This is a genomic window from Sulfurovum sp., from assembly GCF_041562805.1.
GTDB lineage: Bacteria > Campylobacterota > Campylobacteria > Campylobacterales > Sulfurovaceae > Sulfurovum.
Map to the genome: position 1 here is coordinate 1 of NZ_JBFFOH010000012.1, position 14,057 is coordinate 14,057.

A 14,057-nucleotide genomic window follows, 5' to 3' on the forward strand; every position below is an offset into this window, starting at 1 on the left:
GATCTCTGTACAAGTTACATTACCTTGAACAATGTCATTTAAAAATGCTGCTTTGATGTAAGCTGCATCATCCACACCTGCTGGGATCTTGTTTTCAAAAAGGTCTATAGCATACGCTGCATCTGCAACTGGTGATGCTTTTAACAACTCTACAAGTTCTGCAGTTTGATCTGCGGTTAATACGAGTGGTGGTACACCTAACTCTGCACGCTCAGCTGTGTGAGCTTTATATTCTTCTAATAAGGCCATATATGGGTCTCCTAATAATTTGATATTTAGCATATTACACCTAATAAATCGTACAATAATCGCAATTTTGTATATATTCAGTAATTTTGATCACTAAAATATATTTACGCCTTTTTATCTGTAAGTATCATCTTGGATAGAATAAAATGAATTGCATTTAAAAATAAATTAGCCAAATAGCGGATATGCAGTAAAATTTCAAAATATTCCTACCTATAAAATACATACCTAAAAGAATTTGGATCTGATAAATAATAAGGATAAGTACTAAGGATTCAAACCTAATAACACCTTAAAAATCTTGAATTTCCACTATGAGTACTAATGTAATAAGAAAAATTTCATACTACGCCAAAACAGATCACATTTACTAATTCCAGGTAAATACCAATAAATAATCTATAAAAGTATATAAAAAAAATCTTATTCAAGAAAACGATTGATATACGACTATTTTATTTTATATTTACGATAATAATTTATCTCAAATTATCATTAAAGGTAATTGTGAACTATAAAATATTAAGGATTTTTTATGTCAAATGAACTTCTTTTAGCATCTTCCGTGTTTATACTCATAGGTATTCTTTTATCAGCGCTTTTTATGCTGACAAAATATCTGGGACCTTCTCAAAAAGAGGGTATCAACAAAAATACTGTTTATGAAAGTGGTGTGAGTAACCCTGTAGGTGGCACAAACATCAAGTTTAGCATTAAATTTTACATTGTTGCCATTCTCTTTGTGATCTTTGATGTGGAGATCATTTTTATGTTTCCATGGGCCGTCAATGTAAGAGAACTAGGCTACCTCGGATTAGGAGAGATGTTTACATTTATGGCTCTTCTATTTGCAGGTTTAATTTATATCTATAAGAAAAAGGCATTATTATGGGATTAGAAGAAGAGCTTTCTCTTGGTGACTCTGTATTGGTTACCAAACTGGATACAGCAGTCAACTGGGCTAGGTCATACTCAATGTGGCCTATGGTATTTGGAACAGCATGTTGTGGTATAGAATTTATGTCTGTTGCCGCATCTAAGCATGATATATCTAGATTTGGAGCAGAAGTAGTTCGTTTTTCTCCACGACAAGCAGACCTTTTAGTGGTAGCTGGAACTATCAGTTATAAACAAGCACCCATACTTAAGAAGATATATGATCAGATGCCTGAACCTAAATGGGTTATCTCTATGGGAGCTTGTGCTTGTAGTGGTGGATTTTATGACAACTACACAACGGTTCAAGGTATTGATGAAATTATACCTGTTGATGAATATATTGCAGGGTGTCCACCTAGACCAGAAGCTTTTTTTGAATCGCTCATGAGAATTCAGGAAAAGTCCAAAGATGAAAGACTTTCTCAAAAAAATCGCCAACATAACAGTGGTTTTAAAGGTTTCTTAGATGCATAATAAAGTTCATGAAGTATCTTTCGAAAAATTAAGAGAGACCATTATAGCACTTAAGGAAAATGAAGATTTTTCCATGTTGCTTGATATTACAGCTACAGACTATCTGAACTATCCAGACCATGACCAGGCGCGATTTGCTGTGGTCTATATTTTACGTGATAGCACTTTTAAAAATGAGATATTAGTTAAAACCATGGTCGATGATAGTACTTTAACATTGCCAACGATCAGTGATATTTATGAGGCAGCTAATTGGGGTGAGAGAGAGGTTTTTGATCAGTATGGAATTATTTTTGAAGGACATCCTAATCTAAAAAGAATACTGAATCATCATCAATTTAAGGGCCATCCACTAAGAAAAGACTATGAGATCACCGATCGACACATCTGTACCCAGACAGAAGATCTTATGGATGAAATGCGTCCTCTTTTAAAAGAAAAAGGGTTTGAAGAAGATGAAGTCATGCTTCTGAATGTAGGACCTTCACATCCTGCTTCTCATGGAACAATACGAAACCTTTTGGCAATGGAGGGGGAGACAATAGTGACGGCAGTCACAGAAATAGGATACCTTCATAGAGGCTTTGAAAAAGCATGTGAAACACATAATTATAATCAAATTATTCCCTACACTGATAGACTAAACTACTGTTCTGCGATTTTAAACAATATAGGCTTTTGTAAAACTATTGAAGAGATGTTAGATGTTGAAATACCTGACAGAGCTAAGTTTATACGTGTGATCATTGGGGAACTTAGCCGTATTATGGATCATGCTGTTTGTAATGCAGCTAATTGTGTCGATTTAGGTGGATTGACCAACTTTTGGTATATCTTTAATCCAAGGGATGAAGCCTATGAAGTACTCTCTAAATTGACAGGTGCCAGACTTACCAACTCCTACACACGTATTGGTGGGTTAAGTTATGATCTATATGAAGGTTTTGCAGAAGAACTTGAATCAGTACTACGATCAACAGAAAAATCTATTGATGATGCACTTTCACTGATCGCTCGTAACAAAATCTTTTTAGATCGAACTCAGGATGTGGGAGTCATTAAACAAGATTTTGCCATTAATTCCGGAATAACTGGTCCAAATCTTCGTGCTACAGGTATAGCTTCTGATATGAGAAAAGATAAACCCTATTATTATTATGATAGTTTTGATTTTGATGTGGTCGTAGGAAGTCATGGCGATATCTATGATCGAATGATGGTACGTTTTGAAGAGATGATCCAGAGTATTAGTATTATTAGACAAGCTATGAAGCTTATGCCTGATGGTGCTATCATCACTGACAATAGAGCCATTTCCCTGCCTCCTAAAGATCAGGTTTACGGTTCTATTGAGGGAATGATGAATCAGTTTAAGCTGGTCTTTGAAGGGGTTAAGGTACCAAAAGGCGAGTATTACTCTGCCACAGAGGCAGCTAATGGTGAACTTGGGTTTTATGTAGTAAGTGATGGTTCAGGAACACCACATAAAGTTAAGTGTAGACCACCCTGCTTCTATGCCTTAGGTGCTTACTCAAAAATTATTGAAAATACGATGCTTGCAGATGCTGTTGTCACTATGGCAAGTATGAATTTTATTGCAGGGGAGTTTGACAGATAATGAAAACCTTTACACTTACACCCGAAAACAAAGAAAAATTTGAAAAGCTTTCAAAGCGTTATCCTAAAATTGATTCTATGATGTTACCAACCTTATGGTTAGTACAGGAACAAGAGGGCTGGATCAGTCCAGAAGCTATGATTGCTGTTGCAGAACTACTCTCTACTACACCTATACGTGTCTATGAAGTCGTAACATTTTACACCATGTACAATACTAAACCTATAGGCACACACCATATTGAGGTATGCAAAACAACCTCGTGTATGCTATGTGGAAGCAAGGAAATCATTTCTTACCTTGAAGAGACTCTGGATATTAAACCTGGAGAGACAAGTAAGGATGGCCAATTTACCCTTTCGGTGGTTGAGTGTCTAGGTTCATGTGGTGGTGCACCTATGTTGGCATTCAATGGAGATTACGTAGAGAACCTTACGATAGAAAAAGTAAAAACCTTACTAGAGGAGTCTTCAGATGATAACTAAAATTGTGAGTAAGAAATTTGACATTCCCGAGTCTTATAAACTTGAAGTTGCACAAAAAAATGGTGCTTATGGTTCATTAAAAAGACTATTTACCATGACACCTGATGAAGTGATTACAGAGGTTGATAAGTCAAAGCTAAGAGGAAAAGGTGGTGGAGGTGCTTTATGTGGTCCAAAATGGAGATACATGCCAACCAATGACCCACGTCCTGCCTACCTTATTGTGAATGCAGATGAGAGTGAACCTGGGACTTTTAAAGATAGAGAAGTGATGGATAAAGACCCTCATCTACTCATTGAGGGGATTATCTGTTCTTCGTATGCTATGAATATTCATACTGCCTACATCTACATTCGAGGTGAATACAAATGGCTTGCAGATAGACTAAACACTGCTATTGATGAAGCTTACGAAGCTGGTATTATTGGTGAAACACTGATGAATGGTGCATGTGATTTCAAATTAGACATTGTTGTGCATCGTGGAGCAGGAGCCTATATATGTGGTGAAAAATCTGCATTAATTGAATCCCTTGAAGGGAAAAGAGGCCACCCGAGACTTAAACCCCATCAAAAAGAGTGTGAGTGGTACTTTGGTAATCCTGCAACGGTTAACAATGTAGAAACTATCGCTTCTGTACCACATATTATAGAAAATGGCTATGAGGGTTATACCCAATATGGTACAGAAAAATCACCCGGAACTATGCTCTTTGCCCTAAGTGGTCCGGTAAAAAACCCTGGGGTCTATGAATTAGCATATGGTCTAAAGATGATAGATGTCATCAATACTTTAGGTGGAGGAATGAAAGAGGGGAAAAAACTCAAGGCCGTCATTCCAGGAGGAGTCTCCTGCCCTATTTTAACTAGAGAAGAAGCAGAAAATGCAGTCCTTGATTATGAATCTATGTGGGATATAGGTTCTACTTTAGGTACTGGGGGTATGGTCATTATTGATGAAGATGCTTGTATGGTAGAAGTAGCTAAAAATATTATTGAGTTTTATCACCATGAATCATGTGGACAGTGTACACCTTGTAGAGAAGGAACAGGCTGGATAGATAAAATACTTCATGATGTGGTAACACAACAAGGTAAACTTAGCGATATTCAAACCATTAGTGATGTCTGTAATACCCTGAACGGTAAAACTATTTGTGTTTTTGCTCCTGCCGTTGCTGATATTATCGGGAGTATTGTTGTGAAATTTAAAGATGAATTTGAAGCCTATATATTAGGCGGACAAGCAATAAGTAGCAAGGAGTTATAGATGAGTGATATCGTCAACATAATTATAAATGGTAAAGAAGTAGAAGCTATAGAAGGCTCAGTACTGATAGATTACTTATTTAAAGAAAACATAGACATCCCACACTTCTGTTATCACCCTGCTTTGGGAACAGATGGAAACTGTAGAATGTGCATGGTTGAGATCGAGGGTTCCAAACGTCCTCAAATCTCTTGTGACACTCCTGTAAAAGCGGGAATGGTGGTGCGTACTCAAGGTGAAAATATTGAGAAAGTACGTCGTGACATTTTAGAATTAGAGCTTATTAACCACCCTGTAGATTGTCCTACTTGTGATCAAGCAGGAGAGTGTAAACTTCAAGATTACTATATGGAAGGTGGTTTTTATGAGAGTCGTCTGGAAGCAGAAAATAAAAATCATGCCAAAAAAGCTGTAGATCTTGGTAAAAATGTCATGCTTGACCAAGAGAGATGTGTTTTATGTACACGTTGCTCCAGGTTTACAGATGAAATAACACACACAAATGAATTGGGTATTTTTTCAAGATCAGACCATTCAGTTATAAGTACCTTCCCAGGTAAAGAACTTGAGAGCGACTATTCTATGAATGTGGTTGATCTCTGTCCCGTGGGTGCATTGACAAGTAAAGATTTTAGATTTAATCAACGTGTATGGTTTTTAGAAACGTTTGAGGCGATCTGTAGTGGTTGTTCCAAAGGCTGTAATATCTATGTTGACCACAAAAAAGAAAAGTACAAAGATGATCAGATCTTTAGATTTAGACCTAGAGAAAACCTTGATGTCAATGGTTATTTTATCTGTGATGATGGAAGACTGAGCTATAAAGATGAAAATGACAAAAGGATAAGTGATGCCTTCATCAGCCAAGAGATTGTTTCTACAAAAGAAGCCGTAACAAACATAGCAAATCTACTTCATACACATTCAAGTGATATACTCTTACTCGTCTCTCCATTTTTATCTAATGAAGAGTTAGCAATGTTTAAAGATTATGCCAAAAACAATGGAGCTGCATTGTCAGGATACTCACCTCAATACAATGATAAAACATTTGCTGATGATATGTTACGTACTTCTGATAGATCTCCAAATCGTGCAGGAATGAAAGCCCTTGGGATCAGTGAGGGTAAAAAGCAATTTGAAGAACTACTCTCTCAAAAAAAGATCGTTGTTATTGTTGAAAATAATTATTTTGAAGATAAGCAGGACCTTCTTGAGAGAAAAGAAGTAATCTTACTTAGTTCAAACGATACAACACTAGTAGAGTCTGCCAATATTGTACTTCCTATTGCTTCATTTTTAGAAAAAGATGGAAGCTATACCAACATTGATGAAGTGACTCAACACATCAAAAGTACCATGCGGAAAAATGCTCCGGCAGGAACATTGATCTCACTTTGGCAAGAGATAGAGTCACTATCTCAGGAGGAGGCATAATGGAATTTACTGCTGTCGTTGTTATTTTAATTAATATACTCCTTGCTGTCAATTTAGCTGTTGGAACCACCCCTATTATGGTTTGGTGGGAACGTAGGGTCTCGGGATTTATGCAAGATAGATCTGGACCCAACCGTGCACACATTGGAGGTATTCGCTTAGGTGGATTAGTACAAAGTGTTGCAGATATGCTGAAACTCGCTTTTAAAGAAGATTTTATTCCTTCTTTTATTAAGTATAAATTCTTCTTTGTTATAGCACCTGTCATCATGTTTTTATGCTCCTTTTTGACTGTTGGTGTTATTCCTTTTGCTGATAGACTGGAGATTGATGGGGTCTCATATACTATGCAGGCACTGCCTATTGATCTAGGTATCTTATGGTTTCTAGCTTTTGCGGGATTAAGTGTCTATGGTATTGTTTTAGGAGGATATGCAAGTACCAGTAAATTTGGGATCTTAAGCTCCATTCGTGCCATTGCACAGGTCATCTCTTATGAAGCTTCAATGGGTCTTGCCATTATCTCGATGCTTATCGTCTATGGTTCGGTGAACTTAAGTGATATCGCCGCCTATCAGGGGGGATTACTTTTTGGGTTTATCCCAGCTTGGGGTGTGGTGATGCAACCTTTGGCTGCACTCATCTTTATTGTCACTGCACTTGCAGAAACAAACCGAGCCCCTTTTGACTTAGCAGAGGGAGAGAGTGAGCTTGTAGCAGGATATCATACCGAATATTCTGCGATGCGATTTGGTCTTTTCCAAGTAAGTGAATTTGCAGCGATGAGTGCTGCAAGTGCTTTAATTGTCACTCTTTTCTTTGGAGGCTATCAAATCCCTTGGCTCAATACCCAAGCACTCCATCAGCATATAGATATACTGATTGCTGCCTCCATGATTATTTTGCCATTGATCATTTATGTTTTTACAAAATGGATCAAAAAAAATAATAGTTGGGTAGATTCTAATGATCCAAGAGACAAAGAGTCTAAAATACTTATACGTATATTTTGGGGAATTACCATAGTCGTTATCGCTATTTTGGGTCTACTGCTTATATCTGGATTAAGTAGCAACGGTATCCATATCGCTACAGCCATGGTGCAGGTATCTACTTTTTTAATTAAGTTTTTCCTAATGAACTTCTTTTTTGTATGGATACGTTGGACACTCTTACGATTCCGATACGATCAACTACAACTATTAGGGTGGAAAGTCCTTCTACCTTTAGCGTTGTTAAACATAGTTATCACAGCCACCTATGTGCTTGTGCTAGGAGATTAAGATGGGTATAAAAGTTGTTAAAAGACATGGAGATACGTTAAGGGACAAACTCTACATTCCTGCTATTTTTTCAGGGATGAAGACAACCATGCGACATTTCATTACAAACATTAGAGATACTTCTCAATTAACCACAAAGTCTTATCCTGAGGTACAACCTACAGATATTACAGACCGATATAGAGGTGTCCACCGGCTCACCAAAAGAGAAGACGATAGCGTGAAGTGTGTGGCGTGTTATATGTGTGCAACAGCATGCCCTGCAGATTGTATTTTTATTGAGGCAACGGAGAGAACAGATGGTATAGATGAGAAGATGCCTGCAATATTTAACATCGATCTACTTGAGTGTGTATTTTGTGGATATTGTGTTGAAGCTTGTCCTTGTGATGCGATTCGTATGGATACAGGTATTTTCTCTTTTGTTGGTGACAAAAGAGAAGATTTTGTTATTACCAAAGATACGCTTCTCTCTCATACCAGATCAAAGGAGTTTAATGATGATTGATATTTTCTTTGTAGCATTTGCTATTTTATCTATAGTTGGAGCTATGACTATGATAACAGTAAAAGAACCTATGTACGCCACTTTAGGACTTTTAATTTCTATTTTATCCATAGGTGGACTATTTGCGCTTTTAAGTGCCTCATTTTTGTTTATGGTTCAGATCATTGTTTATGCGGGTGCTGTCTTGACACTCTTTTTATTTTTACTTATGTTCCTGAATATTAAAAAAGAAGATTTACCCGATGAACCTAAAAAATATCTTTTGATCACCCTGGGTGCTGCATTTATGATCCCTATCAACTTATTGATATTTAAAGCCCTTTCAGATCTACCGAACATACAAATGACATTAGTAGAATCAGATTTTGGGACAATAAAAGCGCTTGGAATGCAACTCTACACTGAGTGGCTACTCCCCTTTGAGCTTATCTCTATTTTACTCTTGGTTGCCCTTATCGGTGTGATCGTTTTAGTCAAACAAAAATCAAAAAAGGAGATCAAAAGATGACAACACTTTTAGGATATGGCACTATTGCGATCATACTCTTTTCCATAGGTGTGATCGGTGTAGTGGCAAGAAGAAATATTTTTGTGATCTATATGTCTATTGAACTGATGCTCAATGCTGTTAATTTACTGCTTGTAGTCTTTTCAAAATTACATTCGAACATGGATGGACAGATCATTGCTATGATCATCATTGCTATTGCAGCTGCTGAAGCTGCAATCTTTCTAACCGTTATGATTCTTCTTTTTAGATCAAAAGGTTCTCTTGACAGCGACTTATTTATTAAACTTAGACCGGAGATCAACAGATGAATACTTCACTTTTAATATGGATTATTTTATTTCCTTTGTTGGGTGCTTTACTCAATGGAGGATTCTATATCTATCACATTAAGATCAAAAAAGTGCCTGAGATACTTTTTGCAATCATCGGAACGGTATTCCCTTTCTTAGCTTTTGTCTTTACTTTTATCCTTTTTATGGATATGAATCAAAATGCTACTGTCTATTCACAACACCTCTTTATGTGGTTAGACTTAGATAAACTTACTATTCCTATGCAACTTTTAGGCGATAATCTTTCTATCTTTATGTCTCTTTTTGTTACTTTTGTGGGTACACTCATTCATCTCTATGCAGTAGCTTACATGAAAAATGATGAGGGATTTGGTAAGTTTTTTGCTTACTTCAATCTCTTTCTTGCATCGATGTTACTGCTTGTACTTGCTGATAACCCTATAATCCTTTTTATTGGTTGGGAAGGTGTAGGAGTCTGTTCTTACCTACTCATCTCTTTTTATTATAAAACCAAAGAGAATGTGGTTGCAGGTAATAAAGCATTTATTGTCAATAGAGTAGGAGATCTTGGATTTCTTCTAGGTGTCATTACACTTTTCTTCGCCCTAAATCAAACAGGGATCAGTTTTGGATCTATGCAAGAACATATCACTGAGGCTTCTGAACCTCTGTTGATACTTTCAGGTATTTTACTTTTTGTGGGTGCCATGGGTAAATCGGCACAGATCCCACTCTACACTTGGCTACCAGATGCGATGCTAGGGCCAACACCTATCTCTGCACTCATACATGCTGCCACCATGGTTACAGCAGGTGTTTATATGGTAGCCAGGTTTCATTTCCTCTATGAGAGTATCCCTGATGTAGGGCTGTTTATCGCCTATATTGGTGCATTCTCGGCACTCTTTGCTGCAATTATAGCTACCAGACAGACAGATATTAAAAAGATCCTTGCGTACTCAACCATGAGTCAACTGGGCTATATGTTCATAGCTGTTGGACTGGGACTTTACAGTTCAGGACTTTTTCATGTCTTTACCCATGCCTTTTTTAAAGCAATGCTCTTTATGGGTGCAGGTGGATTAATACTTGCCATACATCATGAACAAGATATATTTGAATTAGGTAAACATCGTATGAAATTGCCAATTATTTCTGTCACTTTTCTTATTGGTGTTATTGCAATATCCGGAATACCACCTTTTGCCGGCTTCTTTTCAAAAGATGCCATTTTAGCAGGTGCTTTTGCAAGTGAACATTATCTGATCTGGGGTATAGGACTTTTTACAGCATTTTTAACAGCCTTTTATATGTTTAGGCTTTATTTCATTCTTTTTGTTGCACCTAATCAGCATGAAAATGAACGGCATAATACACCATGGAGTATTGGCGTACCGCTTTTTGTACTCGCTATAGGTGCTATGTTCGCAGGTTTTGTTAATCTACCTGAGATATTTGGTGGAGAACATCAGCTTGACCATTGGCTTGCACAACTACACAGTCAACATAATACATTATCACACCAAACAGAGATCATACTCATTTTTGCAAGTGTTTCTGTTGCTCTCTTAGGAATGTTTGTTGCCTATAAACGATATGCTAACTTTGATCTGTCTAAGCGTGAGCATGAAGAAGGATTGATTTATAATAAATTTTACGTGGATGAAGTCTATAACGTTGTTTTTGTTAAGAGTGTGCAAAGGCTCTCTTCCTTTTTCAGTGATGTGCTGGATACTAAAATTATCGATGCCACACTCATGGGCTTGACCAGAGGTTTTGTTGCTTTTGGACGAGGATTAACATTTTTACAAAATGCAAATGTTCGATATTACGCATTTTACATGCTTATGGGTATGAGTGCGATCTCATACTACGTCTATACGAAACTGCAAGGAGTTTAAAATGAGTCCAGATATTTTATCATTTATTATATTTTTACCGGCGGTTGTAGCATTCATATTGATGATTACCACCAAAGAGGCCAACAGTGTACGAAACATTGCTTTTGTCACTACTATAATCATTTTGGGATTGGTATTAAAACTCTACCTTAATTTTGATCCGCAAGGGGGTATGCAATTTGTTACCAATAATGTATGGATCAAACAATATGGAATTCATTACAATATAGGTTTAGATGGTTTTTCATTAACCATTCTTATGCTTATTGCTTTACTCATTACCCCAGCATATCTTCTTTTATGGGAAGGTAGAACTAAAGGGTATTGGATCAATATGCTCTTGGTACAGACTGGGATCACTGGCGCCTTACTTTCTTTGGATATTGTACTTTTTTACTTTTTCTGGGAGACCATGCTTTTACCGATATTTTTAATCATGGGTATGTTTGGTACAGGAAACAAGATTTTTTCTACCCTTAAAGTGACTGTCTATACGATTGCAGGATCACTGCTCATGTTGATCGCCATTTTGTATTTGGGGACAGAATATTATAATGAATTTGGAACATGGTCTTTTTCCATCGATAGTTTTACACATATAAGCACCTTAAGTTACGAAGAAAAAGCTTGGCTCTTTATGGCATTTGCCACAGCATTTGCAATAAAGATACCCTTATTCCCTTTTCATACATGGATTACAGATACTTACAGTAATGCACCGACAGGTGCAGTCTTTATGCTCTCTGCAATTATGGCAAAACTTGGAGTTTATGCGATCGTAAGATTTCTTATACCTATTTTTCCAGAGATTTATAGTCAATTCTCTATCTTCTTTGTCTGTATTGGTATTTTTGGTCTTATCTATTTTGGTATTGCTGCATTGATGCAAAATGATATTAAAAGAATGTTCGCTTATGCTTCTGCATCTCATTTAAGTTTCATCACCGCAGGTGTTTTCTCACTCAATGCGTATGGAATGAGTGGTGCACTTTACCTTATTATTGCACATGCCATTGCGACAGGAGGCCTCTTTTTATTGATTGGAATACTTCATCAGGAAACAGGATTTAAAACGATAAGTAACCTGGGTGGTATTGCCAAGCAAGCACCTATTTTTACCGTTATCTTTGCTATTTTTCTTTTTTCAAATGTGGGACTTCCAGGAACCAGTGGGTTTACTTCAGAACTCTTAATTATCTTTGGTATCTATGAATTTCATCCTCTTTTGGGATATATTTCAGGTATTACCATACTTATTGCTGCTTCGTTTATGTTATGGATGTTTCAACGGGCCATTTTACAAGATAGAGAGACTGACAGTGGTAAAGACTTACCTATGAGGGATTTACATATCAAAGAGATAATAGCTTTGGTTCCATGGGTGATTTTGATCTTTATCATGGGACTTTACCCAGATTACTTCATTGATAAATTTGAACCGAGTGTACTTCACTATATTGCAGATATATTACCATCAGGGGTGGCTAAATGAATTCTCTTCTACTAATTTTACCTATGTTAAGTGTACTTATAGGTGCACTAGTTTTAATGTTTATGAGTATGTATGAAACATTTAAAATACGTCATTTTATCACAGTAAGTGTGATTGCACTACTCATTGCTGTCCTCTTTTCAGTAGGACATTTTGGAGACCTATACAGTGAAAAACTCTTCCCTATTATATTTGGAGACAGAATCCTATTTGACTCTTATGCCAACCTCTTTAGTGTCTTACTTCTTATAGGTACGATATTTATTATCCTTGTTGGAGAAAGCTACGCCAATAAAAAGACCTATCTTAAAGGCGAGTTTTACAGTATTATGCTTTTCTCTCTCTTTGGTATGATGCTTTTAGCACATTCCAATGAGCTGATCACTGCCTATATTGCTTTTGAGATCGCCTCTTTTTCAGTCTATATCATGGTTGGATTCAACAGTGAAGATGGTAGACGTGTTGAAGCTATGTTTAAATATTTGGTTCTAGGATCTTTTATTGGTGTATTCTTTCTCTTAGGGACAGCACTCATTTATGGTGCAACGGGTACAACAAACCTGACAGAAATTTCAATCTATATGCAGGAAAACCAAGAAAGTCTTTCCCTGATATATATTGGTTTAACGATGATACTCTTTACCTTTCTATTTAAAATTGCGGCCTTCCCTTTTCAATCATGGGTACTTGACGTATATAGAGGTTCACCTGTATTGATCACTGCCTATATGGCATCTGTCTTTAAGATCGCTATTTTTGCTCTTTTTTTACGTATCTACATCCAAGACTTCTCGATTATTCGTGAATTATGGGAGCCTATTTTTGAAACTCTCACTCTCTTGACTCTCCTTGTTGGTACATGGATGGCATTGACACAAACAGTCATAAAAAGAATGCTTGCAGCTTCTTCTATCGTACATACTGGATACCTTCTTCTTGCTTTCTTAGCACTTGGTGAGAGTGGTAAAGGGTCTTATGCTATTGTATTTTATCTCATTGCTTATCTCCTCTCAGCTATAGGGGCTTTTGGATTAATTTCTCATATTATTGCCCAAACAAAAGTCAAAGTAACGTATGATGATTTTAAAGGGTTGGCACATGAACGTCCCTACCTTGCTGCTATGATGACAATATTTCTTCTTTCTTTGGCTGGTATTCCATCGACCATTGGTTTTATGGGGAAATTTTATGTCTTTACAGAAGCAATCCAATCTGGTTATACACTTTTAGCCACCTTAGCTATTATGGCGACAATGGCATCCATTTATTACTATTTCAAGCTCATTGCAATGATGTATTTTTACTCAAGTGATAAAGAAATACCTCTACAGACCTTTGATGATAAACGTATTAGTACCTATGCAATTGGATTCCTAGGCTTGTTGATTATCTGGGGAGGTATAGGAAGTATTGTTGTATTTTTTGTACCTATCCCAAGTATCGATGAGATCTTGGTCATTACACAAACAGCCATTGCTTCACTTTTCATATGATACATACAGCGAACTTTAGATGATAATAGATCAATCATCTTTAGTTCCACGCTATCAAACTTATGTCTTTTTTAATTGGTGTCAGTTTCAATAAAACACGCTAC

The 14,057-nt window shown here is 36.7% G+C and carries 14 protein-coding genes; 13 read left to right on the plus strand and 1 reads right to left on the minus strand.

Features of this window, described 5'->3' with window-relative positions:
- Window positions 1-249 (minus strand): hypothetical protein (locus tag ABYK33_RS02960; protein WP_373031441.1); only part of this gene is annotated, 249 nt, incomplete at its 3' end.
- Window positions 250-784: 535 nt separating this feature from the next.
- Between ABYK33_RS02960 and ndhC the strand changes: the two genes are divergently transcribed.
- From ndhC to ABYK33_RS03025, 13 genes are read left to right on the plus strand one after another with little or no spacing between them, the layout of a single operon-like run.
- A complete protein-coding gene (gene ndhC / locus ABYK33_RS02965) occupies window positions 785-1,147 on the plus strand; it encodes an NADH-quinone oxidoreductase subunit A (protein ID WP_373031442.1) in 363 nt (120 codons plus the stop codon).
- A complete protein-coding gene (locus tag ABYK33_RS02970) occupies window positions 1,138-1,662 on the plus strand; it encodes an NADH-quinone oxidoreductase subunit B (protein ID WP_373031443.1) in 525 nt (174 codons plus the stop codon). The genes ndhC and ABYK33_RS02970 overlap by 10 nt, the downstream gene beginning before the upstream one ends.
- Window positions 1,655-3,280: an NADH-quinone oxidoreductase subunit D gene (locus ABYK33_RS02975; protein WP_373031444.1), complete on the plus strand. Its 1,626-nt coding sequence runs from the start codon at window positions 1,655-1,657 to the stop codon at window positions 3,278-3,280. Before ABYK33_RS02970 ends, ABYK33_RS02975 begins: the two co-directional genes overlap by 8 nt.
- A complete protein-coding gene (gene nuoE / locus ABYK33_RS02980) occupies window positions 3,280-3,765 on the plus strand; it encodes an NADH-quinone oxidoreductase subunit NuoE (protein ID WP_373031445.1) in 486 nt (161 codons plus the stop codon). The genes ABYK33_RS02975 and nuoE overlap by 1 nt, the downstream gene beginning before the upstream one ends.
- Entirely contained in the window at window positions 3,755-5,035 is a 1,281-nt protein-coding gene (gene nuoF, locus ABYK33_RS02985; protein ID WP_373031446.1) for an NADH-quinone oxidoreductase subunit NuoF, read from the plus strand. Before nuoE ends, nuoF begins: the two co-directional genes overlap by 11 nt.
- Window positions 5,036-6,472: a 2Fe-2S iron-sulfur cluster-binding protein gene (locus ABYK33_RS02990; protein WP_373031447.1), complete on the plus strand. Its 1,437-nt coding sequence runs from the start codon at window positions 5,036-5,038 to the stop codon at window positions 6,470-6,472. It abuts the gene before it with no gap.
- A complete protein-coding gene (locus tag ABYK33_RS02995) occupies window positions 6,472-7,755 on the plus strand; it encodes an NADH-quinone oxidoreductase subunit H (protein ID WP_373031449.1) in 1,284 nt (427 codons plus the stop codon). The genes ABYK33_RS02990 and ABYK33_RS02995 overlap by 1 nt, the downstream gene beginning before the upstream one ends.
- 1 nt (window position 7,756) lies before the next feature.
- Window positions 7,757-8,263: an NADH-quinone oxidoreductase subunit I gene (locus tag ABYK33_RS03000; protein WP_373031451.1), complete on the plus strand. Its 507-nt coding sequence runs from the start codon at window positions 7,757-7,759 to the stop codon at window positions 8,261-8,263.
- On the plus strand, window positions 8,253-8,771 hold the full coding sequence (locus ABYK33_RS03005; RefSeq protein WP_373031452.1) for an NADH-quinone oxidoreductase subunit J: 519 nt from the start codon (window positions 8,253-8,255) through the stop codon (window positions 8,769-8,771). The genes ABYK33_RS03000 and ABYK33_RS03005 overlap by 11 nt, the downstream gene beginning before the upstream one ends.
- Window positions 8,768-9,082, plus strand: coding sequence for an NADH-quinone oxidoreductase subunit NuoK (gene nuoK / locus ABYK33_RS03010; protein WP_373031453.1), 315 nt, complete (start codon window positions 8,768-8,770; stop codon window positions 9,080-9,082). The genes ABYK33_RS03005 and nuoK overlap by 4 nt, the downstream gene beginning before the upstream one ends.
- Window positions 9,079-10,968 carry an NADH-quinone oxidoreductase subunit L gene (gene nuoL / locus ABYK33_RS03015; protein WP_373031454.1) on the plus strand — a complete coding sequence of 630 codons (1,890 nt, stop codon included), beginning with the start codon at window positions 9,079-9,081 and terminating at the stop codon, window positions 10,966-10,968. The genes nuoK and nuoL overlap by 4 nt, the downstream gene beginning before the upstream one ends.
- Window position 10,969: 1 nt before the next feature.
- Complete coding sequence (locus tag ABYK33_RS03020; RefSeq protein WP_373031455.1) at window positions 10,970-12,460, plus strand: NuoM family protein; 1,491 nt, start codon at window positions 10,970-10,972, stop codon at window positions 12,458-12,460.
- On the plus strand, window positions 12,457-13,953 hold the full coding sequence (locus ABYK33_RS03025) for an NADH-quinone oxidoreductase subunit N (protein ID WP_373031456.1): 1,497 nt from the start codon (window positions 12,457-12,459) through the stop codon (window positions 13,951-13,953). The genes ABYK33_RS03020 and ABYK33_RS03025 overlap by 4 nt, the downstream gene beginning before the upstream one ends.
- Window positions 13,954-14,057 lie beyond the last annotated feature (104 nt).

Coding starts and splice junctions, on each gene's coding strand:
- ndhC (WP_373031442.1), top strand. CDS start 785: ATGTCAAATGAACTTCTTTTAGCATCTTCCGTGTTTATACTCATAGGT.
- ABYK33_RS02970 (WP_373031443.1), top strand. CDS start 1,138: ATGGGATTAGAAGAAGAGCTTTCTCTTGGTGACTCTGTATTGGTTACC.
- ABYK33_RS02975 (WP_373031444.1), top strand. CDS start 1,655: ATGCATAATAAAGTTCATGAAGTATCTTTCGAAAAATTAAGAGAGACC.
- nuoE (WP_373031445.1), top strand. CDS start 3,280: ATGAAAACCTTTACACTTACACCCGAAAACAAAGAAAAATTTGAAAAG.
- nuoF (WP_373031446.1), top strand. CDS start 3,755: ATGATAACTAAAATTGTGAGTAAGAAATTTGACATTCCCGAGTCTTAT.
- ABYK33_RS02990 (WP_373031447.1), top strand. CDS start 5,036: ATGAGTGATATCGTCAACATAATTATAAATGGTAAAGAAGTAGAAGCT.
- ABYK33_RS02995 (WP_373031449.1), top strand. CDS start 6,472: ATGGAATTTACTGCTGTCGTTGTTATTTTAATTAATATACTCCTTGCT.
- ABYK33_RS03000 (WP_373031451.1), top strand. CDS start 7,757: ATGGGTATAAAAGTTGTTAAAAGACATGGAGATACGTTAAGGGACAAA.
- ABYK33_RS03005 (WP_373031452.1), top strand. CDS start 8,253: ATGATGATTGATATTTTCTTTGTAGCATTTGCTATTTTATCTATAGTT.
- nuoK (WP_373031453.1), top strand. CDS start 8,768: ATGACAACACTTTTAGGATATGGCACTATTGCGATCATACTCTTTTCC.
- nuoL (WP_373031454.1), top strand. CDS start 9,079: ATGAATACTTCACTTTTAATATGGATTATTTTATTTCCTTTGTTGGGT.
- ABYK33_RS03020 (WP_373031455.1), top strand. CDS start 10,970: ATGAGTCCAGATATTTTATCATTTATTATATTTTTACCGGCGGTTGTA.
- ABYK33_RS03025 (WP_373031456.1), top strand. CDS start 12,457: ATGAATTCTCTTCTACTAATTTTACCTATGTTAAGTGTACTTATAGGT.